Raw genomic sequence first — 26136 nt, forward strand, 5'->3', positions numbered from 1 at the left:
CGCACGGACACGCACGGACGCGCACGGACGAGTGCGGAACGTCAGCGCGACGATACGGCCTTCTCCTGCTGCGGAACGCCCGAAGTCACCACGCGGGACGGGGACTTACGGATCTTCAGTGCCAGGGCCGTCGCGCCGAGGGCCGTTGCCGTCATCGCCGCGCCCGCCCAGGCCGGGGAGGCGTAGCCGAGGCCGGCGTCGATGACCGTGCCGCCGAGCCAGGGGCCGCCGGTGTTGCCGAGGTTGAAGGCGGCGGTGGTGGTGGCGCCGGCGAGGGTGGGGGCGGCGCCGGCGACGTTGAACATGCGGGCGTTGAGGGCGGGGGCCGTGTAGAAGGCGGAGACGCCGAGGAGGAAGGCGAGGGTGATCGCGGCGACCGGGCTGGACGCGAGGAAGGTCAGGGCGATCAGGAAGACGGTGGAGGCGGCGATGCCGGTGAGTAGGACGCCGAAGAGGTGGGCGTCGGCGACGCGGCCGCCGATCGCCGTACCGATCAGGGCGCCGATGCCGAAGAGGCCGAGGACCGCGGAGACCCAGCTCTTGTCGAGGCCGGCGACGTCCGTGAGGAGCGGGGCCAGGTAGGAGAAGGCGCAGAAGACGCCGCCGGCGGCGAGCGCGACGATCACGACCTGGAGGAGGACCTGTCGGTCGCGGTAGATGGACAGCTCCCGCTTGAGGCGCGGCCTCACCTCGGGGAGGGGGATGTGGGGGATGCGGGTGAGGACGCCGACGAGGGCGATCGCGGAGGCGGCGGCGACCGCCCAGAACGCGGAGCGCCAGCCGAGGTGCTCGCCGAGGAAGGCGCCGGCGGGGACGCCGAGGACGTTGGCGATGGACAGGCCGCCGATCATGACCGCCATCGCCCGGGCGCGCTGGTTCACCGGGACCATGGCGATGGCGACGGCCGCGCCGACCGCCCAGAATCCGGCGCAGGCGAGGGCGCTGATGATCCGCGAGGCGAAGAGGACCGCGTAGGTGGGGGCGAGCGCGCCCGCTATCTGGCCGAGGCCGAAGACGGCGATGAGCGCGACGAGGGTCGTCTTGCGGGGGAGCCGGAGGGTGGCGACGGCGAGCAGCGGCGCGCCGATGACCATGCCGATCGCGAAGGCGGAGATGAGGAGCCCGGCGCGGGGGATGGAGACGTTCATGTCCTCCGCGATGGGTGGGAGGAGTCCCGAGAGCATGAACTCGCTCGTGCCGAGCGCGAAGACGGAGAGGCCGAGGATGTAGACGGCCAGGGGCATCCGGGTGGGTGCCGGGTCGGGGGCGGGGGTCGCGGCTTCGGCTGAGAGGGAGGGCATGACATGGGTGAACACCGATTTCGTACCTGTCATTCCGTCTGACGGGAATGTCCTGCGATGCGAGACGCGTACCTCGTGCCCCGCTCCTTACGGCCGGTAACAACATGATCAATTAGTGGTCGACTTGAGGGCTTTTCGCCGACGGTAGGGCTTTCGTGCTGATTATTTGATCTTCACTTGGGGGTGCCGAGCGTGGCATCGTCACGGGGCAAGCGGTAGCGCCGGTTCGTGGGGGGCGAGTGTGCCGGCGGCTGTCCCGGGAGGAGTGTGTCCCGAGGTGGTCGGCCGCTGTTCTGTCATGCCCATGTCCACCCTCGTACGTGGGTGCTGCCTGACGATCGCGAGATTGCAAGGCGGGACATGTCTTTGCTCAGAGACCCCGGCAGACGCCGGCGTCGCATACGGTCGGCCCTGACCAGGGCCACCGCTACCACCGCCCTGGTGACGGCATCCGCCGTCTTCCTGGGCATGATCCAGGCGGTTCCGGCCGCCGCCGACACCGAACCCGAGACGGACGACCTCACCCAGTACCGCAACACCGTCGGCAGCGATCGGCGGGCCGATCGCTGTACCGCGGGCCAGGCGCTGCACATCGGTGGTCCCCTCGTGAAGGCCAAGGCCATCGAGGGTCTCATCGGCACCGAGCAGCAGCTCAAGGGCGTCGCCCATGGCATCGACTGGTACTACGACAGCCCGCTGGTCGAGGCCGCCAAGGCCGACAAGCAGGCGGCGTACGTCTACCGCAACATGGTCACCGAGCGGAACGACGGGCTCCACACCGCCAACAAAACCTACTACCTGTCCGTGTCCTCCGACGCCGGACTGAGCTGGTACGCGCCGAAGTTCGGCGCGGACGTCACGCACTTCACCACGACCACGCTGATCGACCTCGGCTACCGCGTCGGCCAGATCGACCAGAGCAAGCCCAGCGCCGAGGCGCATGAGCGCATGAAGGCCCTCGCCGAGGAGAACAGGGGCAAGGACGAGCTCCACGACTGGGCCGTGGACTCCCTGCTCAGGTTCGCCACCCCCACCAACCCCGCCGGGAACTCCAGCGACCTCGCGGCCTACCTCAAGCGCGGCGGCTTCCCGACCGTGGCCCCCGAGAAGGACTCGCCCGAGTACCGCGTCGAGGTCGAGGACATGAAGCAGGCCTGGGCGGCCTGCGACTACCAGAACCCGTGGGACCCGTCCCGCAAGCTCAACCAGCCGCTCATGAGCGCGATGCTGGAGTGGGAGCTGGAGTACGCCGGTCAGGCAGGTCAGCGCGCCACGATCATCAAGGCCGAGGCCGACTCCTCGGCGGCGGCCCGCGAGGCCACCGACGACCTGATCGAGGCCCTCGGACAGGCGTGGCTCGCCGACCAGATCCTGAAGTGGCAGAAGTACTGGCGCGACACCATCGCCAAGTACCCCGGCTACTTCAGCGACGAGCCCGACAAGGCCGCGTTCGACAGGTCCGACGCGGACCTCGCCCGCTACCGGGGCAACGTCGCCGCCCTCGTCACCTCGGCCAAGGCCCAGTCGGCCAAGGCCGCCACCGCCGCCCAGGCGGCCGTGACCGCGCAGCAGGAGGCCTGGGCCGTCGCCGACACGACCCACGTGCCGCGCGGCCGGGGTCTGATGTACGCGCAGCAGTCCGTGCAGGTGGCCCGTGCCTCCGCCGCCGCTGCCGCCGCCGCGACGAAGGCGACCGAGACCACGCTCGCCTCCGCCAACGCCACCGCGGCCACCAGCGCCGCGCTGCTCGCCAAGGCGCAGACCGAGTCGCGCGCGATCGACACCGAGTTCCGCCGGGTCGCCGCCGAGGAGGCCGCCGCGCAGGCGAAGGCCGCCGCGGACACCGCCGAGGCCAATGCCACGGCCGCCACGGAGAGCGCGAACACGGCGAAGGCCGCGCGCACGACCGCCGAGCAGAAGCGCGACAAGGCCAAGACCGCCGCCGAGACCGCCGCCGCAGAGCGGGCCAAGGCGCAGACGGAGCAGGCCACCGCGACCGCCTCCCGCACCAAGGCCGCCGCCGAGCGCGCCAAGGCCAAGGAGGCGGAGGAGCGCGCCGCCACGCAGCAGACCACCGCCACGAACGCGGGTACGGCTGCCGGTACGGCGAGCGCCGACGCGACGGCGAAGCGCAAGGTCGCCGACGAGAAGGCGAAGGCCGCGCAGGGCGCCCGTGAGAAGGCGATCGCCGCACTCCAGGCGAAGCAGGCCACCGCGGCCCGCGCCGCCGCGCTCGAAGCCGCCGCGACCGCCGCCGAGGGCAGCGCCGCCGCGGCCGAGACGCGGGCAGCGGCCACCGCCGCCCGTACGGCCGCGACCCAGGCCACTGGCGCCGCGACCGCCGCCCAGGCCGCCGCCGACCAGGCCACCACGGCCGCCGTCAGCGCGCGGACCGCCGCCACCACGGCGGAGGGCGCCGCCGAGCGCGCCAAGGCCAACGCCGACACGGCCTGGTCCGCGTACTACGCCTCCCAGGGCGCGGCCTCGACGGCGCACGTCGCCGCCGCGACCGCGCTCGACGCGTCGCAGGACGCCGCGATCCGCGCGGACAACGCGGCGACCGCCTCGGAGAACGCGACCGAGCTCGCCAAGAAGGCGCAGCAGGAGTCGGCCGCGGCCGGGACCGGTGCCGCCGAGGCCGTGAAGTCGGCCGGAGTCGTCGTCGGCCGTGCCTACGCGGCCGGTCAGGCCGCCCTGGCCGCCCGTGACAGCGCCAACGCGACGATCGCCGCTGCGGACGCCGCCGTCTCCGCCGGTACGCCGTACCAGGAGAAGGACAGCGCGGCCGCGTTCGCGGTGCTGGCCGGTCAGTCGTCGAAGACGATCGCCGAGCAGCAGGCCGCAGCCGCAGAGGCGAAGGCCACCGCCGCCGCCGCAGCGGCGGAGTCCGCGCAGCAGACCGCCGCGCAGGCCACCGGTGACGCGAAGCTGGCCGCCGAGGCCGCCGCCCGTGCGGCGAGCGATTCGGCCCGTGCCGTCGAGGCCGTGACCCGTGCCCAGGCGGCAGCGGGACAGGCCACCGACGCGCAGAAGGGTGCGAAGGCAGCCTCGGACGCCGCCGCCGGCCACGCAGAGCAGGCCGGGAACGACGCCCTCGGCGCCCGTACGACCGCCGGCGCCGTGAGCGGCATCGCCGCCGAGGCCGACCGCGAGGCGACCGACGCCGAGCGGCACGCCGCCGAGGCGAACGAGAAGGCCGACCGGTCCGCCGAGGCGGCCCTGGAGGCCGCGAAGAAGGCGGCCGGCTCCGAGGAGTCCGCCAAGGACGCCGAGGACAAGGCGTCCGACGCGGCGGGCGACAGCTCCGCCGCCGAGGAGGCCGCGAAGAAGGTCGAGCAGGAGCAGCGCGAGAAGAACGAGGCCGCGCACAAGGAGGCCCTGGAGAAAGGCACCACGCCCATCAAGGGTGGCGCCTCCAACTGGCCGGCGCTCGGTGAGCGTGAGCAGAAGATCCTCCTCGACACCTGTGGCCAGACCTGTGTCGACGACTACCGGAAGGGCCTCGCGGCCGTCTCGGTGAACGTCGCCGAGTGGGCGACCGCGAACGGCGGGCAGATCCTCTTCGAGCAGCTCGACGCCGCCAAGGTCGAGGACTGCCTGGCCGCGCGGGACGTCGACGACTGCCTCTGGGCGCTGGTGGACATTCCGTCGGCCTCGGTGATCGTGGGCCGTATCCCCGCGCTCGCCACGGCGATCGAGAAGGTCTCCGACGGCATGCGGACGATCTTCAACGAGGCCGACGACGCGCTGCGCAGGCTCAACGAGCTGGCGGCCGTCATCAGCGACGTCCGCTCCACCCCGCGTCTCAACCGCTGCCTCGCCGGTGTCGCCCTGCACGCGGGCGGCGCGAAGACGAAGGCCATGGCCATCGACGGCCTGACCGGCGGAAACGCCCAGCTGCAGGCCGTCATCGGCGAGCCCGGCTGGATCGGCTACATGCCCCTGGGGCAGGCCAACGCCCAGGACCGCACGGCCGCGTACGAGTACGTGGACGCCATCGCTGCCCGCAGGGCCCTCCTCGAGGACGCCAACCGGCCGTACGCGATGAGCTCGTTCAGCGAGCAGATCACGCTGCACGCACCGAAGTTCGGCGCCGAGCTCATGGCGTTCACCCACGCCACGCAGCCGAAGCTGTCCGAGCGCATCGGCTGGGACGGCCACACCGTCGCCGGACCGGAGGCCATCGCCAAGGCCCGGCAGATCACCGAGCAGAACCGCGGCAAGGACGACTGGCACGACTTCGCGGCCGAGTTCATGCTGCGGGACTCCAACGTCAAGAACACCAACTACTCCGGCGGGACCACGTCCGCCGACATCGCGACCTACCTGCGCAACGGCGGCTTCCCCGCCAAGAAGGTCACCGAGGGCACCGCGGCGTTCCGCGTCGAGGTCGAGAACCTCAAGCAGGCCTGGGCCACGTGCAACCACGCGGACCCGGTCGACCCGCGCAACGCCCTGAGCGACGTCGTCTCGCAGGCCTCGGCCGAGTGGGAGACGGAGTACGCCGCCCAGAACGCGCAGCGCGCGATCATCATGCGGGCGGAGGCCGACGCCGCCGCGGCGACGAAGGCCGCCACCGACCACATGGTCGAGGCCATCGGCCAGGCGTGGCTCGCGGACCAGATCCTGCTCTGGCAGAAGTACTGGCACGACAAGCTCGCGGCCGATCCGAACAACATCCTGAAGCCGAAGCAGGCGCTGTTCGACCAGGCGAAAACGGACCTCGCGAAGGCCCGTGGCAAGGTCCAGGCGCTGGTCACCAAGGCCGACGACCAGGCCGCCCTGGCCACCGCCGCCGCGCAGCGCGCGGTGACCGCCCAGCAGCAGGCCTGGACGCTGGCGGACGCCTCCGACGTCCCGCGCGGCCGCGGTCTGATGTACGCCCAGCAGTCGGTCCAGGTCGCGCGCGCCTCGGGCGCCGCCGCCACGGCCGCCGCGAGGGCGACGGAGACGGCGCTGAACGCGGCGAACGCCACGGTCTCGACGTCCCAGACGCTCCTGGCCCTGGCGCAGACCCAGGCGCACGCGGTGAACACCGAGTTCCGCCGCATCGCCGCCCAGGAGGCCGCCGCCCAGGCGAAGGCCGCGGCGGACAGCGCCGACAAGCAGGCGGCCGAGGCCGAGGCGAACCTGAAGATCGCCCAGGAGGCCAAGGCCACCGCCGAGCGGGAGGAGCAGGAGGCCAAGCAGGCCGCCGCCACGGCGCAGGCCAAGCGCGCCGAGGCGGAGCTGGAGCGCGCCAACGCGGCCGCGCACCGGGCCACCGCGGAGAACGAGCGGGACAAGGCCAAGGCGGCCGAGGCCCGTGCACAGGTCGAGAAGGGCAAGGCGGCCTCCGCCCGCTCCGATGCGACGACTGCCGCCGACGGGGCCGCGCTCAAGCGGGCCGACGCGGAAGCGTCGGAGGAGCAGGCCAGGCTGGCCCGTGACCGCGCCGTCGAGGCGGAGCGCACCAAGCGGGCGGCGGACTCCCGTGCCGCGGCTCTCGAAGCCGCGGCCGCCGCGGCCGAAGGAACCGAAGCCGCCACCGAGACGCGGCAGTTGGCAACCGAGGCGCGCGCGGCAGCCACCGCGGCGACCACCGCGGCGACCAACGCCCGTGCGGCGGCGAACGAGGCGACCACGGCCGCCGTCGACTCCCGTGCCGCCGCGACCCGGGCCAAGGGTGCCGCGGACCGGTCGAAGGCGGCGGCCGACGGCGCCTGGGCCGCGTACGCGACGGCGATGGGTTCGGCTGCTGCCGCCCACGCCGCGGCGGCCACGGCGATCGACGCGTCCGAGGCGGCCGCGCAGAACGCGCGGAACGCCGAGGCCGAGTCCCGTAAGGCGTCGGCCGCCGCGGCCGTTGCCAAGCAGGAGGCGGCAGCGGCGCACAGCGAGGCGCTGCTGACCGCCCAGTGGGCGGCGAAGACCGCCGGGCACGCGTACGCCACCGCTCAGGCGGCGGGCGCGGCGCGGGACACCGCGAACCAGGCCGTCAAGCCGGCCAAGGAGGCCATCGCCATCGGCTCTCCGTACCAGGAGACCGATTCGTCGGCGGGCTTCGCCGTCCTCACCGGCCAGAGCGCGCTGACCCTCTCGGAGCAGCAGGCGAAGGCCGCCGAGGCGAAGGCCGTGCAGGCGGCGGCGTACGCGGCGGAGGCCCAGCGCCTCGCCGACCAGGCGGCGGCCGACGACAAGCTGGCCGCCCAGGCGGCAGCGGCGGCGGCCAAGGACGCGGAGCGCGCGGCGAAGGCCGTGCAGCGCGCCCAGACCGCGGCGGTGGAGGCGGAGAAGGCGGCCAAGGCCGCTCAGGCCGCCGCCAAGCGGGCCGACGGATACGCCCTCCAGGCGGGTTCCGACGCTCTCGCGGCGACGTCCGCGGCCAACGCGGCGATGGGCGACGCGGTCGCCGCCGACAGCGCGGCCACCGAGGCGGAGAAGGACGCCTCCAGTGCTCGCGCGGCGGCGACCTCGGCGGAGAACGACGCCGCGGCCGCCCGCTCCTCGGCCACCCAGGCCGAGAGCGACGCTGACGCGGCCGAGACCGCCGCGGCGAACGCGCACACGCTCGCGAAGGAGGCCGACGAGGCCGCCAAGCGGGCCGAGGAGGAGGAGCGCAAGCGCCTCCTGGAGCAGCGTGCCGACCACGTCGAGGACGGATCCCTGGTCACCGGCCAGGAGCTGACCCCGACGGTCGAAGAGCTGCTCATGCAGATGTGCGGCCAGACGTGCGTCGACGAGTACACGGCTGCCAGGGACCTGGCCGGCGGGGACATCGTCGAGTGGGTCAAGGCCAACGGCGGGGCGATCCTGCTGGAGCTGTTCGGCCTCGCCAACATCAAGGAATGCCTGTCCACCTGGGACTTCGAGGCCTGTGTCTGGGCGCTCGTGGACGTGGCGGGGTATCTCGTCCCCGTCCTGAAGATCCCCGCGGTGGCGAAGGCGCTGTACCGGATCGGCATGGCGCTCGACAAGTTCTTCGACGCGGCGAAGTACGCGAAGAAGCTGATCGAGAAGTACCAGCGCTTCCTGAAGAAGGTCAAGGACTCTCCGGTCTGCCTGGTCAAGCCGAAGGCCGGGGCGTCCGGCGTGGCGTCGTACGGCGGCGGTGGCTCGTACAGCACCGCTCTCTACCGGACTCCGTCGTCCGGCCTGGCGTCGTCGTTCAGCACCGTCGACAGCCGTCCCAGCGACAACTGGTATCCGGACGACTACAACAGCACCCCCGACCCCGTCGACCCGAAGGACTTTTACCCCGACGACTACGTCGACCCGAAGGACAGGAAAAAGGATCTGGGCGACTGGGCGTCGATGCCGGATCTGTGCGAGCCGGTGGTGATCGGCCCGTCGTTCACGAAGAACATCAGGAGGTACCACTTCGAGGGCGGTGACAAGGTCGAGCCTGACAAGGGCATCTGGAACAACGTGCTCTCCGACGGAGACATCGTGACGATCTTCCTGATGGCGGCGGTCAAGTGCGCCGGCAAGTGGACGGTGTCGAAGTCGGTGGCGAACAACCGCGTCTGCGTCTTCGATCCGGGACTCGGCAAGATGATCGGCAAGAAGAAGCCCGGCGGAGACGACACGGAGCTCGTCGAGGTGGTCGTGTCCGTCTACGGTGTCCCGATCACCATGTACCCGAAGTAGTCGGACCAGCGAGGAGGGAACGAGAAATGGGCCGTCTTGGGGTCCGAGTGCTCGACCTGGCGCAGGACATCCAGTCCCGGTTCGAGGACGACGAAGAGGAGAGCATGCTCCACTTCTGCATCGAGGCGCCGGAGACGGCTGTCCGCTGGGGAGTGAGTGGCTACGGCGAGACGCTCTTCAACTCGAAACAGGCGGAGCAGCTCCTCCGGGAGTTCGACGAACTCCCCGAGGAGCGGCGGACGCCCGTCCTCCGACATCTGAGGGAGAGCACGCTGTGGGTCTACCGGAACAGTGGATACCTCCAGTTCCTCGGTGACTGACCCGAAAAAGGAGGGGCCTCCACGGTGCTCGACGCCGTGGAGGCCCCTTTTCGTATTCCCGGAGGGAATGGAGCGTCAGCCCTTCGCGCTCGCGATCCGCTCCAGCTGGGCCTTGATCACCGGCTCCGGGATCGCCGCCTTCTTCGTGTCCAGCATGTTCACCCCGTAGAACGCGGCGATCACGCCCCCGCTGCGCACCACCGTGTACGTCATCGGCACCTTCTGCTTGCCGATGTCGCCGGTGATCCGGTAGCCGACGGCCTCGTCGCCGAGTTTCGGTGCCGGGAGGTTCTCGACCTTGCCGTACGTGAGGCCGAGGGTCTTGAAGCCCTTGGGGCATGCGGCGACGGCCGTGCGGAGTTCCTTCATCACCCGGTCGGCGTTCTTCTCCGAGTGGGAGGCGAGCCACATGGAGCCGACGGTCGCGTTGGCCGCCTTCTCGGGCTGGAGCGAGCGGTGGACCGTGCTCACCGCGGGGACGTGCGTGAAGCCGCCGATGAGGCTGGCGAGGGGCTGGCAGGCCTTCTTGTCGGCCTCCATGCCGCGGCCGGCCTCGACCTCCGCCTTGGCGATCTTCTTGGCGTCGAAGCCCGCGGTCCGTCCGGTGATGGCGGCCTTTTCGAGGGCCTTTCCGTCCAGGGCGCCCAGGCGTTTCGCCTCGGAGGCTTCCTTCTCCTCGGGGCTCTTCGCGCTCGCGCTCGCCATCGGCTTCTTGCCGTCTGATTCCTTCGATTCCCCGCTGCACGCGGACATCGCGAGAAGGGCCGGTATGACGGCGACAATCGGAAGGGCCCTGCGCAGTTTCATGGTCTTTCCTGGAATCTCTCGCTGACGACGAACAAACGAAATGATCTTACCGGCGGTACAGGTCGGCTCTCATTACGTTTTGACGTCGGATCAGGCTGAACTCAATTCGCGCCGGAAACGTCCGTCAGCTCCTTGAGTTCCTTTTCCATGTTGTCTCGTGCCCGCTCCTCCCACACCGCCGCCCCGTACGGCGTGTGGAAGAGGCGCGGGAGGGAGAGGAGCTGGCGGAGGACGGCCGCGCGGCCCTTCCGGAAGTCGCCCTCGGGGACGAAGGCGTACTCCTCGCGGACCGCCGCCACATACCCCCTATAGGTATCCGGACCGGTGGCCAGGATCGCGAGGTCCGCGTCGCAGAGGGTCTCGCCGTTCAGGTCGCCCGCGGCGGGGTCGTGGGCGATCGTCAGGCGGACGAGCCGGGCCACCTCGTGCACCTCATGCTCCGTCAGACCCGCCTCGGCCAGGGCTCGTTCGGCCAGTGCGGCCGAGCGTTCCTCGTTCTCGGAGCGGTCCGGGCGATAGACCGCGTCGTGGAACCAGGCGGCGAGCCGTACGAGCTCCAGCTCGCCGCCTTCGCCGCCCTGGTCGGCCAGTTCGTCGATGCGGTCGAGGACCGCCCGCAGGTGGTCGACCGTGTGGTAGCGGCGCTGCGGCTCGGCCCAGCGGGCGAGCAGGTTCCGGCCGTACGGGGCGGGATCCGGGCCCTCGCGCCCGGCGCGGGCGGCGAGCAGGGTGGTGTTCCAGCGGCGGAGCAGCTCGGGGTGTTCCTCGGCGGTCATGGGGGCATTCTGCCCGGCGCATGGGCCGGAAGGTCTGCTTCCTCTGTGTCGCCGGGTGCGCCCTCATCTCGCTCTTACATACCCCCCATGGGTATGCTACGGTGCTCCGCGAAGGTACCCCCCAGGGGTATGCCCCGGCCGTGCGTCGGGGGCCGACGCGAGCGAAGGGTCAGGGCAATGTCAACCGTCAATCCCCGGCGCTGGTGGGCACTTGTCGTGCTCGCCGCCGCCCAGTTCATGGTCATCATGGACACCTCGATCATCGGGGTCGCACTCCCCGAGATGCAGAAGGACCTCGGCTTCACGCAGGGCGAGCTCCAGTGGGTCTTCAACGCCTACGTGATCGTCTTCGGGGGCCTGCTGCTCCTCGGCGGACGCCTCTCCGACCTCGTCGGGGCCCGCAAGATCTTCGTCACCGGCTGGGCGATCATGATCGCCGGCTCGATCCTCGCCGCCGCCGCGCAGACCGCCTGGGTCGAGATCGCCGGCCGCGCCGTCCAGGGCGTCGGCGGCGCGCTCATCGCGCCCGCCGCGATGACCCTCCTGATGATGCTCTTCATGCACGACCCGAAGGAGCTCGGCAAGGCCATGGCGCTCTACGGCGCCGCGGCTCCCGCCGGCGGCACCGCGGGCGTCTTCCTCGGCGGTGTCTTCACCGAGTGGGCCGCCTGGCAGTGGGTCTTCATCATCTACATCCCGATCGGCCTCGCGACCCTCGCCGCGACCAAGCTCCTCCCGAACGTCGAGTCCCGCCGCGGCTCCGTCGACGTCCTCGGTGCCGTCGCCGTCACCGCCGGTCTCGCGCTCGCCGTGTTCGCCGTCGTCCGCGCCCCCGAGGTCGGCTGGGGTTCCACCGGCACGATCCTCCAGCTGGTCGGCGCCGCCGCCCTCCTGGTCCTCTTCTTCGTGATCCAGAAGAGCATCGGCGAGCCGCTCATGCCGCTCAGCGTCTGGCGCGTCCCGCGTCTCGGCTCCGCCAACCTGGCCATGACGCTGCTCGGTGCCGCCTGGATCCCGATGTGGTACTTCCTCAACCTGTACCTCCAGCAGGTCCTGGGCTACGGCGCCTTCGCCTCCGGCGCCGCGCTCCTCCCGATGACCGTGCTCCTCATGATCTTCATGACGGCCATCACCGCCCGGCTCATGATGAAGGTCGGGGCCAAGCCGCTCATCGGCATCGGCCTGCTCGTCCTCGCGGCCGGTCTGGTCTGGCTCGCGGCCGTCCCGCCGACCGGCACCTTCCTCGTCGACGTCCTGCCGGCCTCGCTCGTCGCCGCGCTCGGCATGTCCCTCGCCTACATCCCGGCGATGATCGCCGCGATGTCCGGCGCCCCGCAGGAGCAGGCCGGTCTCGCCTCCGGCATCGTCAACACCACCTACAACGTGGGCTCCGCGCTCGGCCTCGCCGCGCTGACCGCCGTCGCCATGTCCCAGGGCGCCGACCAGCTCGGCAACCTGCCCGCCCTCACCGACGGGTTCTCGTCCGCCTTCATCGGCGCCGCGGTCATCGCCGCCCTCGGCGGTGTGATCACCCTTCTCGTCATGAAGAGCGACAAGGCCGTCGCCGCCGAGGCCGCCGCGCCCGCCCCCCAGGGCGAGAAGGTCTCGGCCTGAACCGCCCCGAAGGGGCCGCCCGATGTCCGTCTCCGGACGTCGGGCGGCCCCTTTTCCGTACCCGGATTCCGTACCCGGAAAGGAAAGCCGTGGAACTGAACACCCGTGCCGTGCACGTCTTCAACGAGCCGTTTCCCGCCGGGAGTTGGCCGCTCTCCGTGCCTCTCGTGCAGTCCTCCGCCTTCGCCTTCGACTCCGCCGCCGAGCTCGCCGACGCGATGGCGGGACCCGACGGCCGGTACGTCTACAGCCGCCGCGGCAACCCGACCGTACGGGCCCTTGAGCAGACCCTCGCCGGCCTGGAGGGCGGCGCCGGGGCCATCGCCTTCGCCTCCGGGATGGGCGCGATCAGCGGAGTGCTCCTCGCGCTCCTCCGGCCCGGCGACCGGGTCGTGGCCCAGCGCTGCCTGTACGGGGGCACCCATGCCGTCCTGTCCGATCTGGCCGAGCGGTACGGCATCGAGGTCGTCCGGATCTCCGGCGACGACCCGGCCGAGCTGGAGGCGGCGGCGGTCCACCCCGCCACCCGGCTCCTCGTCCTGGAGACCATCGCCAACCCCACCGGCCAGGTCCCCGACCTGCCGGGGCTGCTCGCGGTCGCCCGCGCGGCGGGCGTGATGAGCCTCGTCGACAACTCGCTCGCCTCGCCCGTGCTGTGCCGCCCCCTGGAGCTCGGCGCCGACGTGGTCGTCCACTCGACGACCAAGTACCTCTCCGGGCACTCCGACGTCCTCGGTGGCGCCGCCGTCTTCGCCGACGACGAGCTGCGCAGGCGCGTCTGGCCGCGGACCGTCGAACTCGGCGCCTGCGCCGACCCGTTCGCCGCCTGGCTGACCCTGCGCGGGATACCCACCCTGCCGCTGCGGATGCGTGAGCACTGCGCCAACGCCGTCTCGCTCGCGGCGGCGCTCGCCGAGCGCGCCGAGGTGCGCGGCGACGTCACGGCCGTGCACTACCCGTGGCTCGCGAGCCACCCCTCGCGCGAGAACGCCCGCAAGGTCCTCTCGGGCGGCGGCGGGCTCCTCTCCTTCGAGCTGGCCGGCGGCCGGGAGGCGGGCCGGGCCTTCGTCGAGCGCGTACGGCTGGCGAAGCTCGCGCTCTCCCTCGGGGGCGTGGAGACGCTCGTGACGCATCCCGCCTCCACCTCCCACCGGGAGCTGGACGGGGCCGCGCTGGAGGCCGCGGGGATCGGCCCCGGCCTGGTGCGGATGTCCGTCGGCATCGAGGACGTCGCGGACCTGTGGTCCGACATCGAGCGAGCCCTCGAACAGGCCCTCGCCTGAACGGATTCCGGCCTTCTTTTGGGTTGACAAAATAAACGAATGATTCGTAGATTGGATGTCGCCAGGGAAAGACCACTCCTAGGTCAAGGGGGGCGCGCGATGCGCTACTTCGAGGACTTCCGACCCGGCGACGTCCACGAACTGGGCGCCGTCACCGTCACGGTGGAGGAGGTGCTGGAGTTCGGCAGGCGCTTCGACCCGCAGCCCTTCCACACGGACCCCGAGCTCGCCGCGGGTTCGCAGTTCGGCGGCCTGATCGCGAGCGGTTTCCACACGCAGTCGATGTTCATGCGGCGGTACGTGGACGGCCTGCTCGCCTACAGCGCCTGTATGGGCTCGCCCGGCATCGACGAGGTCCGCTACCTGCGGCCCGTCCGCCCGGGCGACGTCCTCACCGCGCGCGTCGAGATCCTCGGCTCCACCCCGTCGCCGTTCAACCGCACCACCGGCACCGTCAAACCGCGGTGCACCCTGGTGGCCGCCGACGGGACGGCCGTGTTCAGCATGATCCTGCACAGCATCTTCCGCCGACGCCCCACCGACTCCGAGGCCGGCCATCTGTCGTCGATGCCCGCGGCCGAGGACCCCGTCGCCTGTGTGCGATCGGCGGCGAAGAGCGCTGTTCCGGCCATGAGTTCCTGACGGACCGTCCTCCGCCAGGCCCTGAACACGGCCGTCCGCATGCTCCCACCCGATTCTTCCCACCCTGTTCGCCAGTGAAGGGGGACCTCCTGTGGAGGCCGTATCCCGCACCGCCCAGTGGACCGCCGCCGCGCGCGCCCTGGAGACCGAGCGCGAGGACCGGCTGTTCGCCGATCCCTACGCGCGGACGGTCGCCGACCAGATCGGCTTCGAACTGCTCGACCGCTACGACGGGGGCGGCATCGTGCCGTTCCTCGCCATCCGCACCACCTACCTCGACCGGGCCATCGTCAAGGCGGTGGAGGAGCGGGGCATCCGCCAGGTCGTCTTCCTCGCCGCCGGCATGGACACCCGCTTCTTCCGGCTCCCCTGGCCCGACGGCGTCACCGTCTACGAGCTGGACCGCCCCGCGCTGCTCGCCGCCAAGGCCGAGATGCTGGCGGACGAGCCGCAGCCCGCGGGCCGCACCCGCGTCACCGTCCCCGTCGACCTGACCCAGGACTGGACCGGCTTCCTGAAGGAGGCGGGCTGGAAGAGCGAGGAGCCCGTCCTGTGGGTCGTCGAGGGCCTGCTGTTCTTCCTGCCCGAGCAGGCCGTACGCGGCCTCATCTCGACGCTCTCCGCGCACTCCGCGCCCGGCTCCGTGCTGCTCGGCGACGTCATCTCGCGGGCCGCCCTGGTCAACCCGCTGGCCCGCACCTTCCTCCAGGCCCTGAAGGACGACGGCAACCCGTGGCTCTTCGGCACCGAGGAGCCCGAGGCGCTGCTCGACGACTGCGGCTGGGCCGTACGGGAGGTCAGGCAGCCCGGTGAGGAGGGCGCCGACTTCGAGCGCTGGCCCTACCAGGTCGCCCCGCGCGCCCTCCCCGGCGTGCCGAGGTCGTTCCTCTTCACCTGCGACACGCCCACCCACAGCGAGGAGGAGGCGGCATGAGCGCCCACGACTTCCACCAGCGGGTCATCACCGACGCCGGCGCGGCCGTCCGGGGTCTGACCGTCGCCCTCGGCCAGCGCCTCGGCCTCTACACGGCCCTGGCCGAGCGGGGCCCCCTCACCGCGGGGCAGCTCGCGGAGACGACCGGCACGAACGAGCGGTACATCGAGGAGTGGCTGCACGCCCAGCTCTCCGCCGGGTACGTCGAGCGGCACCCCAGCTCGCTCACGTACACGCTCCCCGCCGACCACGTCGAGGTCCTCGCCGACCCGCAGGCCGTCACCTATGCCGCCGGGTTCTTCACCGCCCTCAAGGCGCTGTACGCCACCGAGGACCTGCTCGTCGAGGCGTACCGCACCGGAGACGGCGTGGGCTGGGCCGAGCACGACGCGGCCCTCGACACCGGTATGGGCTCCTTCTTCCAGCCGACGTACGAGCACAAGCTCGTCCCGGACTGGCTGCCCGCCCTGCACCAGGTCACCGACAAGCTCTCCGCCGGCGGCACCGTCGCGGACGTCGGCTGCGGCGTCGGCCACACCACCCTCCTCATCGCCAAGGCGTTCCCCGAGGCCACGGTCCACGGCTTCGACTACTCCGAGGAGGCCATCTCGATCGCCCGCGGGCTCGCCGAGGAGGCCGGTCTCTCCGACCGGGTCGTCTTCGAGGTCGCCTCGGCCGACGACTACCCGGGCTCCGGCTACGACCTGGTGTGCTTCTTCAACGCCCTGCACGACATGGGCGACCCGGTCGCCGCCGCCCAGCACGTCCACAAGTCCCTGGACGCGGACGGCACCTGGATGCTCGTCGAGTCGAACGTGTCCCCGCAGGACATCGACACGCAGACCCCCGCCGCCCGCATGTTCATGGCCCTGTCGGCCGTGATGTGCCTGCCGGTCGCGGTCGCGCAGCGCGGCCCGCACGCCCTCGGCAACCACTCCGGCGAGAAGGCCTTCCGGGCCATCGCGGAGGAGGCCGGCTTCACCCGCTGGCGGCGCGCCACGGAGACCGCGGTCAACGCGGTGTACGAAGTCCGGCCGTAGCCGCAGCCCCCATTCCAAGGAGCCAGATCATGGGCGTGTCCGCCCCGCTGCCGGTCACCGACCGGTTCATGGAAGTCCTGGAGCGGCTCAGCGAGCGCTCCGTCGAGGACTACTACAACCCGTACCAGACCTTCCAGTGGCCCGAGACGCTGGAGGAGAACCGTTTCTGGATGACGCCGGAGCTGCTCACCGTCTACGGCACCGAGCACTACGACACCCTCGGTGAGGAAACGCTTCAGCGCCTGTCGAAGTGGGAGTCCATCAACTTCTACAGCCTCAACGTGCACGGCATCCGCGAGCTCCTCATCGAGGTCGTCGGCCGCATCCACATGCCGGGCTTCGAGGTCCCCTCGGACTTCTTCCACCACTTCATCGGTGAGGAGAACGAACACATGTGGTTCTTCTCCGAGTTCTGCCGCCGCTACGGCCACAAGATCTACGGCTCCACCGCGATGCGCGCCGACGCGGCCTGGGAGCCGGAGGTCGAGAACTTCCTGGTCTTCACCCGCATCCTCTTCTTCGAGGAGCTGGTCGACCACTACAACGCCCGGATGGCGAAGGACGACTCCCTCTGCCACACCATCCGCGAGGTCAACCGCATCCACCACCAGGACGAGTCCCGCCACATCGCCTTCGGCCGTGAACTGGTCTCGCTCCTCTACAGCCGCATGTGCCAGTCGGTCAGTGCCGAACGGGTGCGGGAGGTGGAGGCGTACCTCAAGCGGTACGTCGTCTACAGCACCAACTCCCTCTACAACCCGCACGTCTACCGCGACGCCGGCATCCCCGACCCGCTGGCCCTGCGCAACTCGCTGGTCGCCGACGAGCGCCGCCGCCCGCACGAGCGCAAGGCCATCCGCAAGCCGCTCTCCTTCTTCCTGAAGACCGGGATCTTCTCCGACGACACCCTGCCCGTCGTCTGAGCGGGCCCCTCCCGAGACCTCCCACCCGAGAGGTGAAGAGATCATGACCGTGACGACCCCCGCGCATGCCGGGGCCCCCGAGGCAGTCGGGGAGACCGAGGACCGAACGCGGCGCGAGCGACCGGGCACCACCCGGGGCCTGCCCTCGCTCGGCCCGGAGGGGACCCGCCTCCTGCGGCTCCTCGACGACACCTTCGAAGGCTGGGGCGTGACCGCGGGCGCCCGCCCGATGACCATGCCCCCGCTCCTGCCGGCCGCCGACCTGGCCAGGCTGGACTACTACGACAACTTCCCCCACCAGGCCGTCGTCGCCGCCCCGCTCGACCTGGAGCGCCGCGCGACCACGCCCTTCTCCGCGGACACCGGCTGCTTCCCGAGCGACGCCCTCGAACCGGCCGCGCTCGGACTGCCCTCGGCGTCCTGCTACGCCGTCTACCTCGACCACCAGGGCACCCGGGTCGCCGACGACACCCTCGTCACGATCTGCTCCTGGTGCTTCCGCAAGGAGACCCACTACGAAGGCATGCGGCGCCAACTCGGCTTCCGCATGCGGGAGATCGTCGCCATCGGCGCGCGCGAGCACGCCGAGACGCACCTCGCCGACTTCACCTCCCGCATCCAGGCCTTCGCGACGGCGCTCGACCTGCCGCTGCGCAAGGAGGCCGCCTGCGACCCCTTCTTCGACAAGGGCAGCTCGAAGGCGGTCCTCCAGCGGCTCACCCCGGTGAAGTACGAGTTCCTGTACGAGGACCTGGCCATCGCCTCGGTCAACACGCACCGGAACTTCTTCGGGGACCGCTGCGACATCACCCTGGAGTCGACCGGCGGGCCGGCCTTCACCAGCTGTGTCGCCTTCGGCCTGGAGCGATGGCTGTCCGCACTGACCCGGCGGCACGGCAGCTGGGAGTCCGCCACCCGGGCGGTGCTCGACGCGAACGCCCGTATGCGGGCCGGTGCGAGCACGGCCGGGCCGGTGATCTGACGTGCCGGCCCGTCCCGCCGCCCCGCCGGCGGGCGGCCTGGGGTGGGCGAACCTCGGCATGGACATCGTGTCCGTCAACCGTGTCCGCAGGCTCCTCGCCGAATACGGCGAGCTGTTCTTCGAGCGGATGCTCACCCCCGGCGAGCTCGCCGACTGCCGTACGTCCTCCGGGCTCGACGTCCTGAGCCTGTGCGGGCGGATCGCGGCCAAGGAAGCGGCCTTCAAGACCTTACGGGTCAGGGGCAGGTTCCTGCCCTGGCCGGACATCGTCGTACGGCGCTCCGAGGGCGGCTGGCCGCTCGTGGAGCTGCACCGGGCCGCCGCCGAGATGGCCGCCGAGTCCGGGATCACCGAGATCACCGTGTCCATCAGCCACGACGTGGACTACGCGGTGGCGGTGGCCGCCCCGATCATCGCTCCCGCCCCCGCTCCCGCTCCTGCCCCCGCCACACCCATCCAGTAGCAGCTAAAGGAGATCAACCATGGCCGACGGCCTGCAGACGGTGAAGAACTGGATCCTCGACCGTCACCCCGAGCGCGACGACATCGCCTCCGACCTCGACCTGATCGAGAACCGGCTCATCGACTCGTTGTCCTTCGTCGAGTTCGTCTTCCTCCTGGAGCAGGAGAGCGGCACCGCCATCCAGATGGAGACCCTCGAGGTCGAGTCGATCCGCACCCTCGGCGCGATCGAGCAGCACTTCTTCAAGACCCCGGCGGAGGCCCAGGCATGAGCCGCCGCCTCTTCACCTCGGAGTCCGTCACCGAGGGCCACCCCGACAAGATCGCCGACCGGATCAGCGACACGATCCTCGACGCGCTGCTCACCGAGGACCCGTCCTCGCGCGTCGCCGTCGAGACCCTGATCACCACCGGTCTCGTGCACATCGCCGGCGAGGTCACCACCACGGCGTACGCGCCGATAGCGAAGCTGGTGCGCGAGGCGATCCTCGACATCGGCTACGACTCCTCCGCGAAGGGCTTCGACGGCGCCTCCTGCGGCGTCTCGGTGTCCATCGGTGCCCAGTCCCCGGACATCGCGCAGGGCGTGGACACGGCGTACGAGTCCCGAGTGGAAGGCACGGGCGACGAGCTGGCCGCCCAGGGCGCCGGCGACCAGGGCCTGATGTTCGGCTACGCCTGCGACGACACCGCCGAGCTGATGCCGCTGCCGATCGCGCTGGCCCACCGCCTGTCGCGCCGGCTGACCGAGGTCCGCAAGAACGGCACCGTGCCGTACCTGCGGCCCGACGGCAAGACGCAGGTCACCATCGAGTACGACGGGGACCGCCCGGTCCGCCTCGACACGGTGGTCGTCTCCTCGCAGCACGCAGCCGACATCTCCGTCGAGGGCCTGCTCACCCCGGACGTCCGCGAGTACGTCGTCGAGCACGTCCTCAAGGAGCTCGTCGAGGAGGGCGTCACCCTGGAGTCCGACGGCTACCGGCTCCTGGTCAACCCGACCGGGCGCTTCGAGGTCGGCGGCCCGATGGGCGACGCCGGCCTCACCGGCCGGAAGATCATCATCGACACGTACGGCGGGATGGCCCGGCACGGCGGCGGCGCCTTCTCCGGCAAGGACCCGTCGAAGGTCGACCGGTCCGCGGCGTACGCGATGCGCTGGGTCGCGAAGAACGTCGTCGCGGCCGGTCTCGCCCGCCGCTGCGAGGTGCAGGTCGCCTACGCGATCGGCAAGGCGGAGCCCGTCGGCCTCTTCGTGGAGACCTTCGGCACCGGCACCCTCCCGGACGTGACGATCCAGGAGGCCGTCAGCGAGGTCTTCGACCTCCGCCCGGCCGCGATCATCCGCGACCTGGACCTCAAGCGGCCGATCTACGCGGCGACGGCGGCCTACGGCCACTTCGGCCGCGAGCTCCCCGAGTTCACCTGGGAGCGCACGGACCGCGTGGAGGCCCTCAAGAAGGCAGCGGGGGCGTAGACCATGCGTATCGCTGTCACGGGATCCATCGCGACCGACCATCTGATGACCTTCCCCGGCTGGTTCAGCGAGCAGCTGCTCGCCGACCGGCTGGACCGGGTCTCCCTGTCGTTCCTCGCCGACAACCTGGAGGTCAGGCGCGGCGGAGTGGCAGCGAACATCGCCTTCGGGCTCGGAGTCCTCGGGCTGCGCCCCGCCCTCGTGGGCGCGGTCGGGGCCGACTTCGAGCCGTACCGGGTCTGGCTGAAGGACCACGGTGTGGACACCGACTCGGTGCGCGTCAGCGAGAAGCTCCACACCGCCCGCTTCGTCTGTACCACCGACCGGGCCCAGAACCAGATCGCCACCTTCTACGCGGGGGCGATGGCCGAGGCGCGCGAGATCGACCTGCGGGACGTCGTGGCGCGCACCGGCCGGCTGGAACTGGTCCTGGTCTCCCCGGACGACCCCGAGGCCATGCTCCGGCACACCCGCACCTGCCGTGACCTGGGGATCCCCTTCGCCGCCGATCCGTCGCAGCAGCTCGCGCGGCTGGACGGCGAGCAGGTGCGGGAGCTGGTGGACGGGGCGCGGTTCCTCTTCACCAACGAGTACGAGACGGCCCTGCTCCTGGAGAAGTCCGGCTGGAGCGAGGCCGAGGTGCTGCGCGGGGTCGGCACCTGGGTCACGACGCACGGCGAGGCGGGCGTCCGTATCCACGGCGCCGACCGCCCGACGCTCGCCGTCCCGGCGGTGCAGGTCGCCGGGGTCGTCGACCCGACCGGCGTCGGTGACGCCTTCCGGGCGGGCTTCCTCGCCGGGACGCTGTGGGGCGTGCCCGAGCGGTGCGCGGCGCAGCTGGGCTGCGCGGTCGCGGCGACCGTCCTCGACTACGTGGGGACGCAGGAGTACCGGCTGCACCGGGACTCCCTCCTGGACCGGATCAGGACGACGTACGGGGTGGGCTGCACGGCCACGCTCGTCACACATCTGAGGGGGCTGACGTGAGGCGTTCCCTCCGAGAGGAGCTCGCGACGCGGGTCGTCGTGGCCGACGGGGCGATGGGCACGATGCTCCAGGCCGCCGACCCGACGATGGACGACTTCCGGCAGCTGGAGGGCTGCAACGAGATCCTCAACCTCACGCGCCCCGACATCGTCGCCTCCGTCCACGACGCCTACTTCTCGGTCGGCGTGGACTGCGTCGAGACCAATACCTTCGGGGCGAACCTCGCCGCGCTCGCCGAGTACGGCATCGAGAACCAGGTGTACGAGCTGTCGGAGGCCGGCGCCCGGATCGCCCGGACGACCGCCGACGCGCACACGGCCGCCGACGGCCGCCCCCGCTGGGTCCTCGGCTCCATGGGACCGGGTACGAAGCTGCCGACCCTCGGCCACGTCACGTACGAGCCCCTCCGCGACGCCTTCCAGCAGAACGCGGAGGGCCTGATCCGGGGCGGCGCGGACGCCCTCCTCATCGAGACCTCGCAGGACCTGCTCCAGACGAAGGCGGCCGTCATCGGCGCCCGCCGCGCCCTGGACTGGGTCGGCGTGGACCTGCCGGTGATCGTGCAGGTCACCGTCGAGACGACGGGCACGATGCTGCTCGGCTCGGAGATCGGCGCGGCACTGACCGCGCTCGAACCGCTCGGCATCGACATGATCGGCCTGAACTGCGCCACGGGCCCCGCCGAGATGGCGGAGCACCTGCGGCACCTGTCCCGGCACGCCCGCATCCCGATCTCCGTCATGCCGAACGCGGGTCTGCCCGTCCTCACCTCCGACGGCGCCCACTACCCGCTGTCCCCGGCCGAACTGGCCGACGCCCAGGAGAGGTTCGTACGGGAGTACGGTCCTGCGCTGGTCGGCGGCTGCTGCGGGACGACCCCGGAGCACCTGCGGGAGATCGTGGAGCGGGTGCGCGGCGCGGCCGTCCTGGACCGGCGGCCGACGCCCGAGCCGGGCGCGTCCTCCCTGTACAGCCACGTGCCGTTCCGGCAGGACACCGCCTACCTGGCGATCGGCGAGCGGACCAACGCCAACGGGTCGAAGAAGTTCCGCGAGGCCATGCTGGAGGGCCGCTGGGACGACTGCGTCGAGATGGCGCGGGACCAGATCCGCGAGGGCGCGCATCTGCTCGACCTGTGCGTGGACTACGTGGGCCGCGACGGCACGGCGGACATGGCGGAGCTGGCGGGCCGGTTCGCGACGGCCTCCACCCTGCCGATCGTCCTCGACTCGACCGAGATCGGGGTGCTGCGGGCCGGCCTGGAGAAGCTCGGCGGCCGGGCCGTCGTCAACTCGGTCAACTACGAGGACGGTGACGGCCCCGAGTCGCGGTTCGCGCAGGTCACGGCCCTCGCGAAGGAGCACGGCGCGGCGCTGATGGCGCTGACGATCGACGAGGAGGGCCAGGCCCGGACGGTCGACGCGAAGGTGGCGATCGCCGAGCGGCTCATCGACGACCTCACCGGGAACTGGGGGATCAGGGAGTCGGACATCCTGATCGACACCCTCACCTTCACGATCTGCACGGGCCAGGAGGAGTCGCGGGGCGACGGCGTCGCGACGATCGAGGCGATCCGCGAGCTGAAGCGCCGCCACCCGGACGTGCAGACGACCCTGGGTCTTTCGAACATCTCCTTCGGCCTGAACCCGGCCGCGCGCATCGTCCTCAACTCGGTCTTCCTCGACGAGTGCGTGAAGGCCGGCCTGGACTCCGCGATCGTGCACGCGTCGAAGATCCTGCCGATCGCCCGCCTGGAGCGGGAGCAGGTCGAGGTGGCGCTCGACCTGATCCACGACCGGCGACGGGAGGGCTACGACCCGCTCCAGCGGTTCCTGGAGATGTTCGAGGGCGCGACGGCGAAGTCCCTCAAGGCGGGCAAGGCGGAGGAGCTCCTCGCGCTGCCACTCGACGAGCGGCTCAAGCGCCGGATCATCGACGGCGAGAAGAACGGCCTGGAGGCGGACCTGGACTCCGCCCTGACCGAGCGCCCCGCCCTGGAGATCGTCAACGACGTCCTCCTCGACGGCATGAAGACCGTCGGCGAGCTCTTCGGCTCGGGTCAGATGCAGCTGCCGTTCGTGCTCCAGTCCGCCGAGGTCATGAAGACGGCGGTGGCGCACCTGGAACCGCACATGGAGAAGTCGGACGCGGAGGGCAAGGGCACGATCGTCCTCGCCACGGTCCGCGGAGACGTCCACGACATCGGCAAGAACCTCGTCGACATCATCCTCTCCAACAACGGCTACAACGTCGTCAACATCGGCATCAAGCAGCCCGTCTCCGCGATCCTGGAAGCGGCGGAACAGCACCGGGCCGACGTCATCGGCATGTCGGGCCTCCTCGTGAAATCCACCGTGATCATGAAGGAGAACCTCCAGGAGCTGAACGGCCGCGGCCTCGCCGCCACCTACCCGGTGATCCTCGGCGGCGCGGCCCTGACCAGGGCGTACGTCGAACAGGACCTCCACGAGCTGTACGAGGGCGAGGTGCGGTACGCCCGCGACGCCTTCGAGGGCCTGCGCCTCATGGACGCCCTCATGGGCGTGAAGCGCGGCGTCCCCGGAGCCGTACTCCCGCCGCTCAAGCAGCGCCGGGTGCCGAAACGCACCGAGCCCCTGGCGGAGGTGCGGGAGCCCGAGCCGGCCGGCCGTTCCGACGTCGCCGCCGACAACCCCGTCCCCGAGCCCCCCTTCCTCGGGACGAGGGTCGTCAAGGGCATCCCCCTCGCCGAGTACGCCCCCTGGCTCGACGAGACGGCCCTCTTCAAGGGCCAGTGGGGCCTCAAGGACGCCGAGACGATCGAGACGGAGGGCCGGCCCCGGCTGCGGGCGCTCCTCGACCGGATCGAGCGCGAAGGCCTCGTCGAAGCAGCCGTCGTCCACGGCTGGTTCCCCTGTGTGTCCAAGGGCGACGACCTGATCGTCCTGGACGAGGACGGAGGCGAGCGGACCCGCTTCTCCTTCCCCCGCCAGCAGCGGGGCCGCCGCCTCTGCCTGGCCGACTTCCACCGCGCCGAGGAATCCGGCGAGGTCGACGCGGTCGCCCTCCAGGTCGTCACCGTCGGCTCCCGCATCGGCGAGGAGACGGCCCGGCTCTTCGCCGCCGACCGCTACCGCGACTATCTCGAACTCCACGGCCTCTCCGTCCAGTTGGCGGAAGCCCTCGCCGAGTACTGGCACGCCCGGGTACGGGCCGACTGGGGCATCGCCCACGGCGACCCCACCGGCCTGGACGGCATGCTCCGCACCGAGTACCAGGGCTGCCGCTACTCGCTGGGCTACCCGGCCTGCCCGGACCTGGAGGACCGGGCGAAGATCGCCGCGCTCCTGCGCCCCGAGCGGATCGGGGTCGAGCTGTCGGAGGAGTACCAGCTGCATCCCGAGCAGTCGACGGACGCGATCGTCGTCCACCACCCGGAGGCGAGCTACTTCAACGCGGGAGGGCGGCGATGAGTACGACGTGCGTGAACCCCACCTTCTCGTTCGAGTTCTTCCCGCCGAAGACGGACAAGGGCGAACGGACCCTGTGGGACGCGATCCGCCGGGTCGAGGCCCTGTCGCCGGACTTCGTCTCGGTCACGTACGGCGCGGGCGGCTCGTCCCGCGACCGGACCATCGAGGTCACGAAGCGGATCGCGGCCGAGACGACGCTGCGGCCGGTCGCGCACCTGACGGCCGTCGGGCACTCGGTCGCCGAACTGCGGGCCATCATCGGCGCGTACGCCGACGCGGGCGTGCGGGACGTGCTCGTGCTGCGCGGGGACCCGCCGGGCGATCCGCGCGGCGCATGGACACCGCACCCGCAGGGCTTCACGTACGCGTACGAACTGGTGGAGCTGGTCCGCTCGTTGGGCGACTTCCGGATCGGGGTGGCGGCCTTTCCGGAGGGTCACCCCAGGTCGGCGGGTCCGGCCGACGACCTGGCGCACTTCGTCGCCAAGTGCCGGGCGGGCGCGGACTACGCCATCACGCAGATGTTCTTCGACCCCGAGGACTACCTGCGGCTGCGGGACCGGGTGGCGGCCGCCGGCTGTGACACCCCGATCATCCCGGAGATCATGCCGGCGACGGACGTCCGCCAGATCCGGCGCTTCGCCGAGCTGAGCGACGCCGCCTTCCCCGAGGACCTGGCGCACCGCCTGGAGGCGGCGAAGGACGACCCGGCGGCGGCGTACCGCATCGGCGTCGAGCACGCGACCGCGATGGGCCTGCGGCTGCTCGACGAGGGCGCGCCGGGACTGCACTACATCACGCTGAACAGGTCGACGGCGGCCCCGGAAATCCACCGAACCATCTTGAGCGCAAGGAGAGTTGCCGCACATGTCTGACACATTCGACTTCCACGACTACAAGGTCGCCGACATCTCGCTCGCCGCCTTCGGCCGCAAGGAGATCACCCTCGCCGAGCACGAGATGCCCGGCCTGATGTCGATCCGCCGCGAGTACGCGGAGGCACAGCCGCTGGCGGGGGCGCGGATCACCGGCTCCCTCCACATGACCGTGCAGACCGCGGTCCTCATCGAGACGCTCGTCGCGCTCGGCGCCGAGGTCCGCTGGGTGTCCTGCAACATCTACTCGACGCAGGACCACGCGGCCGCCGCGATCGCCGCCGCCGGGATCCCGGTCTTCGCCTGGAAGGGCGAGACCCTGGAGGAGTACTGGTGGTGCACCGAGCAGGCCCTGACCTGGCCGGACGCGGACGGCCCCAACATGATCCTCGACGACGGCGGCGACGCCACCGTCCTCGTCCACAAGGGTGTGGAGTACCAGAAGGCCGGCGCGGTCCCGGACCCGTCGACCGCCGAGAACGACGAGCACCGGGTCATCCTGGAGCTGCTCCGCACCACCACCCTGGACTGGTCGACGATCGCCGCCGGCATCCGTGGCGTCACGGAGGAGACGACGACGGGCGTCCACCGCCTGTACGAGATGCACCGCGAGGGAGCGCTGCTCTTCCCCG

19 protein-coding genes are annotated in these 26136 nt (G+C 71.3%); 16 read left to right on the forward strand and 3 right to left on the reverse strand.

Annotated features, from left to right (window positions below):
• Nucleotides 1-41: 41 nt before the first annotated feature.
• A complete protein-coding gene (locus tag SGA01_RS19805) occupies nucleotides 42-1244 on the reverse strand; it encodes a Cmx/CmrA family chloramphenicol efflux MFS transporter (protein ID WP_141297802.1) in 1203 nt (400 codons plus the stop codon).
• Nucleotides 1245-1742: 498 nt separating this feature from the next.
• Here SGA01_RS19805 and SGA01_RS19810 point away from each other — a divergent pair, with 498 nt between their 5' ends.
• Together SGA01_RS19810 and SGA01_RS19815 are read left to right on the forward strand one after the other, a co-directional pair.
• On the forward strand, nucleotides 1743-8930 hold the full coding sequence (locus tag SGA01_RS19810) for a hypothetical protein (protein WP_174867385.1): 7188 nt from the start codon (nucleotides 1743-1745) through the stop codon (nucleotides 8928-8930).
• A gap of 26 nt (nucleotides 8931-8956) precedes the next feature.
• Nucleotides 8957-9250: a hypothetical protein gene (locus SGA01_RS19815; protein WP_141297779.1), complete on the forward strand. Its 294-nt coding sequence runs from the start codon at nucleotides 8957-8959 to the stop codon at nucleotides 9248-9250.
• Nucleotides 9251-9325: 75 nt separating this feature from the next.
• On the opposite strand, the gene SGA01_RS19820 is transcribed toward SGA01_RS19815, so the two are convergent.
• Both SGA01_RS19820 and SGA01_RS19825 read right to left on the reverse strand, forming a co-directional pair.
• Nucleotides 9326-9955 carry a hypothetical protein gene (locus SGA01_RS19820; protein ID WP_229918083.1) on the reverse strand — a complete coding sequence of 210 codons (630 nt, stop codon included), beginning with the start codon at nucleotides 9953-9955 and terminating at the stop codon, nucleotides 9326-9328.
• Nucleotides 9956-10158: 203 nt separating this feature from the next.
• Nucleotides 10159-10833, reverse strand: coding sequence for an HD domain-containing protein (locus SGA01_RS19825; protein WP_141297781.1), 675 nt, complete (start codon nucleotides 10831-10833; stop codon nucleotides 10159-10161).
• Nucleotides 10834-11010: 177 nt separating this feature from the next.
• On the opposite strand from SGA01_RS19825, the gene SGA01_RS19830 reads away from it, so the two are divergent.
• From SGA01_RS19830 to SGA01_RS19895, 14 genes are all read left to right on the forward strand, one after another.
• Nucleotides 11011-12447 (forward strand): MFS transporter, encoded by a 1437-nt coding sequence (locus SGA01_RS19830; RefSeq protein WP_141297782.1) that lies wholly within the window; start codon nucleotides 11011-11013, stop codon nucleotides 12445-12447.
• Between the two features lie 89 nt (nucleotides 12448-12536).
• Nucleotides 12537-13730 carry a trans-sulfuration enzyme family protein gene (locus SGA01_RS19835; protein WP_141297783.1) on the forward strand — a complete coding sequence of 398 codons (1194 nt, stop codon included), beginning with the start codon at nucleotides 12537-12539 and terminating at the stop codon, nucleotides 13728-13730.
• A gap of 99 nt (nucleotides 13731-13829) precedes the next feature.
• Nucleotides 13830-14372: a MaoC/PaaZ C-terminal domain-containing protein gene (locus SGA01_RS19840; protein ID WP_055642115.1), complete on the forward strand. Its 543-nt coding sequence runs from the start codon at nucleotides 13830-13832 to the stop codon at nucleotides 14370-14372.
• Nucleotides 14373-14463: 91 nt separating this feature from the next.
• Complete coding sequence (locus SGA01_RS19845) at nucleotides 14464-15306, forward strand: class I SAM-dependent methyltransferase (RefSeq protein WP_141297784.1); 843 nt, start codon at nucleotides 14464-14466, stop codon at nucleotides 15304-15306.
• Nucleotides 15303-16346 carry a class I SAM-dependent methyltransferase gene (locus SGA01_RS19850; protein WP_141297785.1) on the forward strand — a complete coding sequence of 348 codons (1044 nt, stop codon included), beginning with the start codon at nucleotides 15303-15305 and terminating at the stop codon, nucleotides 16344-16346. The genes SGA01_RS19845 and SGA01_RS19850 overlap by 4 nt, the downstream gene beginning before the upstream one ends.
• 29 nt (nucleotides 16347-16375) lie before the next feature.
• Nucleotides 16376-17269, forward strand: coding sequence for a diiron oxygenase (locus tag SGA01_RS19855; RefSeq protein ID WP_141297786.1), 894 nt, complete (start codon nucleotides 16376-16378; stop codon nucleotides 17267-17269).
• A gap of 43 nt (nucleotides 17270-17312) precedes the next feature.
• Nucleotides 17313-18251: a class-II aminoacyl-tRNA synthetase family protein gene (locus SGA01_RS19860; protein ID WP_141297787.1), complete on the forward strand. Its 939-nt coding sequence runs from the start codon at nucleotides 17313-17315 to the stop codon at nucleotides 18249-18251.
• 1 nt (nucleotide 18252) lies between these two features.
• On the forward strand, nucleotides 18253-18714 hold the full coding sequence (gene acpS / locus SGA01_RS19865) for a holo-ACP synthase (RefSeq protein WP_141297788.1): 462 nt from the start codon (nucleotides 18253-18255) through the stop codon (nucleotides 18712-18714).
• A 19-nt stretch (nucleotides 18715-18733) separates the two neighbouring features.
• On the forward strand, nucleotides 18734-18985 hold the full coding sequence (locus SGA01_RS19870) for an acyl carrier protein (protein ID WP_141297789.1): 252 nt from the start codon (nucleotides 18734-18736) through the stop codon (nucleotides 18983-18985).
• The gene (gene metK / locus SGA01_RS19875) at nucleotides 18982-20190 is read left to right on the forward strand and encodes a methionine adenosyltransferase (protein ID WP_141297790.1); all 1209 of its coding nucleotides are present in this window, start codon (nucleotides 18982-18984) and stop codon (nucleotides 20188-20190) included. The genes SGA01_RS19870 and metK overlap by 4 nt, the downstream gene beginning before the upstream one ends.
• A 3-nt stretch (nucleotides 20191-20193) precedes the next feature.
• Entirely contained in the window at nucleotides 20194-21177 is a 984-nt protein-coding gene (locus SGA01_RS19880; protein ID WP_141297791.1) for a carbohydrate kinase family protein, read from the forward strand.
• Nucleotides 21174-24629, forward strand: coding sequence for a methionine synthase (metH, locus tag SGA01_RS19885; protein ID WP_255325222.1), 3456 nt, complete (start codon nucleotides 21174-21176; stop codon nucleotides 24627-24629). The genes SGA01_RS19880 and metH overlap by 4 nt, the downstream gene beginning before the upstream one ends.
• The gene (gene metF / locus SGA01_RS19890) at nucleotides 24626-25504 is read left to right on the forward strand and encodes a methylenetetrahydrofolate reductase [NAD(P)H] (protein WP_141297792.1); all 879 of its coding nucleotides are present in this window, start codon (nucleotides 24626-24628) and stop codon (nucleotides 25502-25504) included. Before metH ends, metF begins: the two co-directional genes overlap by 4 nt.
• A partial coding sequence (locus tag SGA01_RS19895) for an adenosylhomocysteinase (RefSeq protein ID WP_141297793.1) occupies nucleotides 25497-26136 on the forward strand: 640 nt, incomplete at its 3' end. The genes metF and SGA01_RS19895, both read left to right, overlap by 8 nt.

The sequence above is a fragment of the Streptomyces gardneri genome, assembly GCF_006539185.1.
Lineage (GTDB): Bacteria > Actinomycetota > Actinomycetes > Streptomycetales > Streptomycetaceae > Streptomyces > Streptomyces gardneri.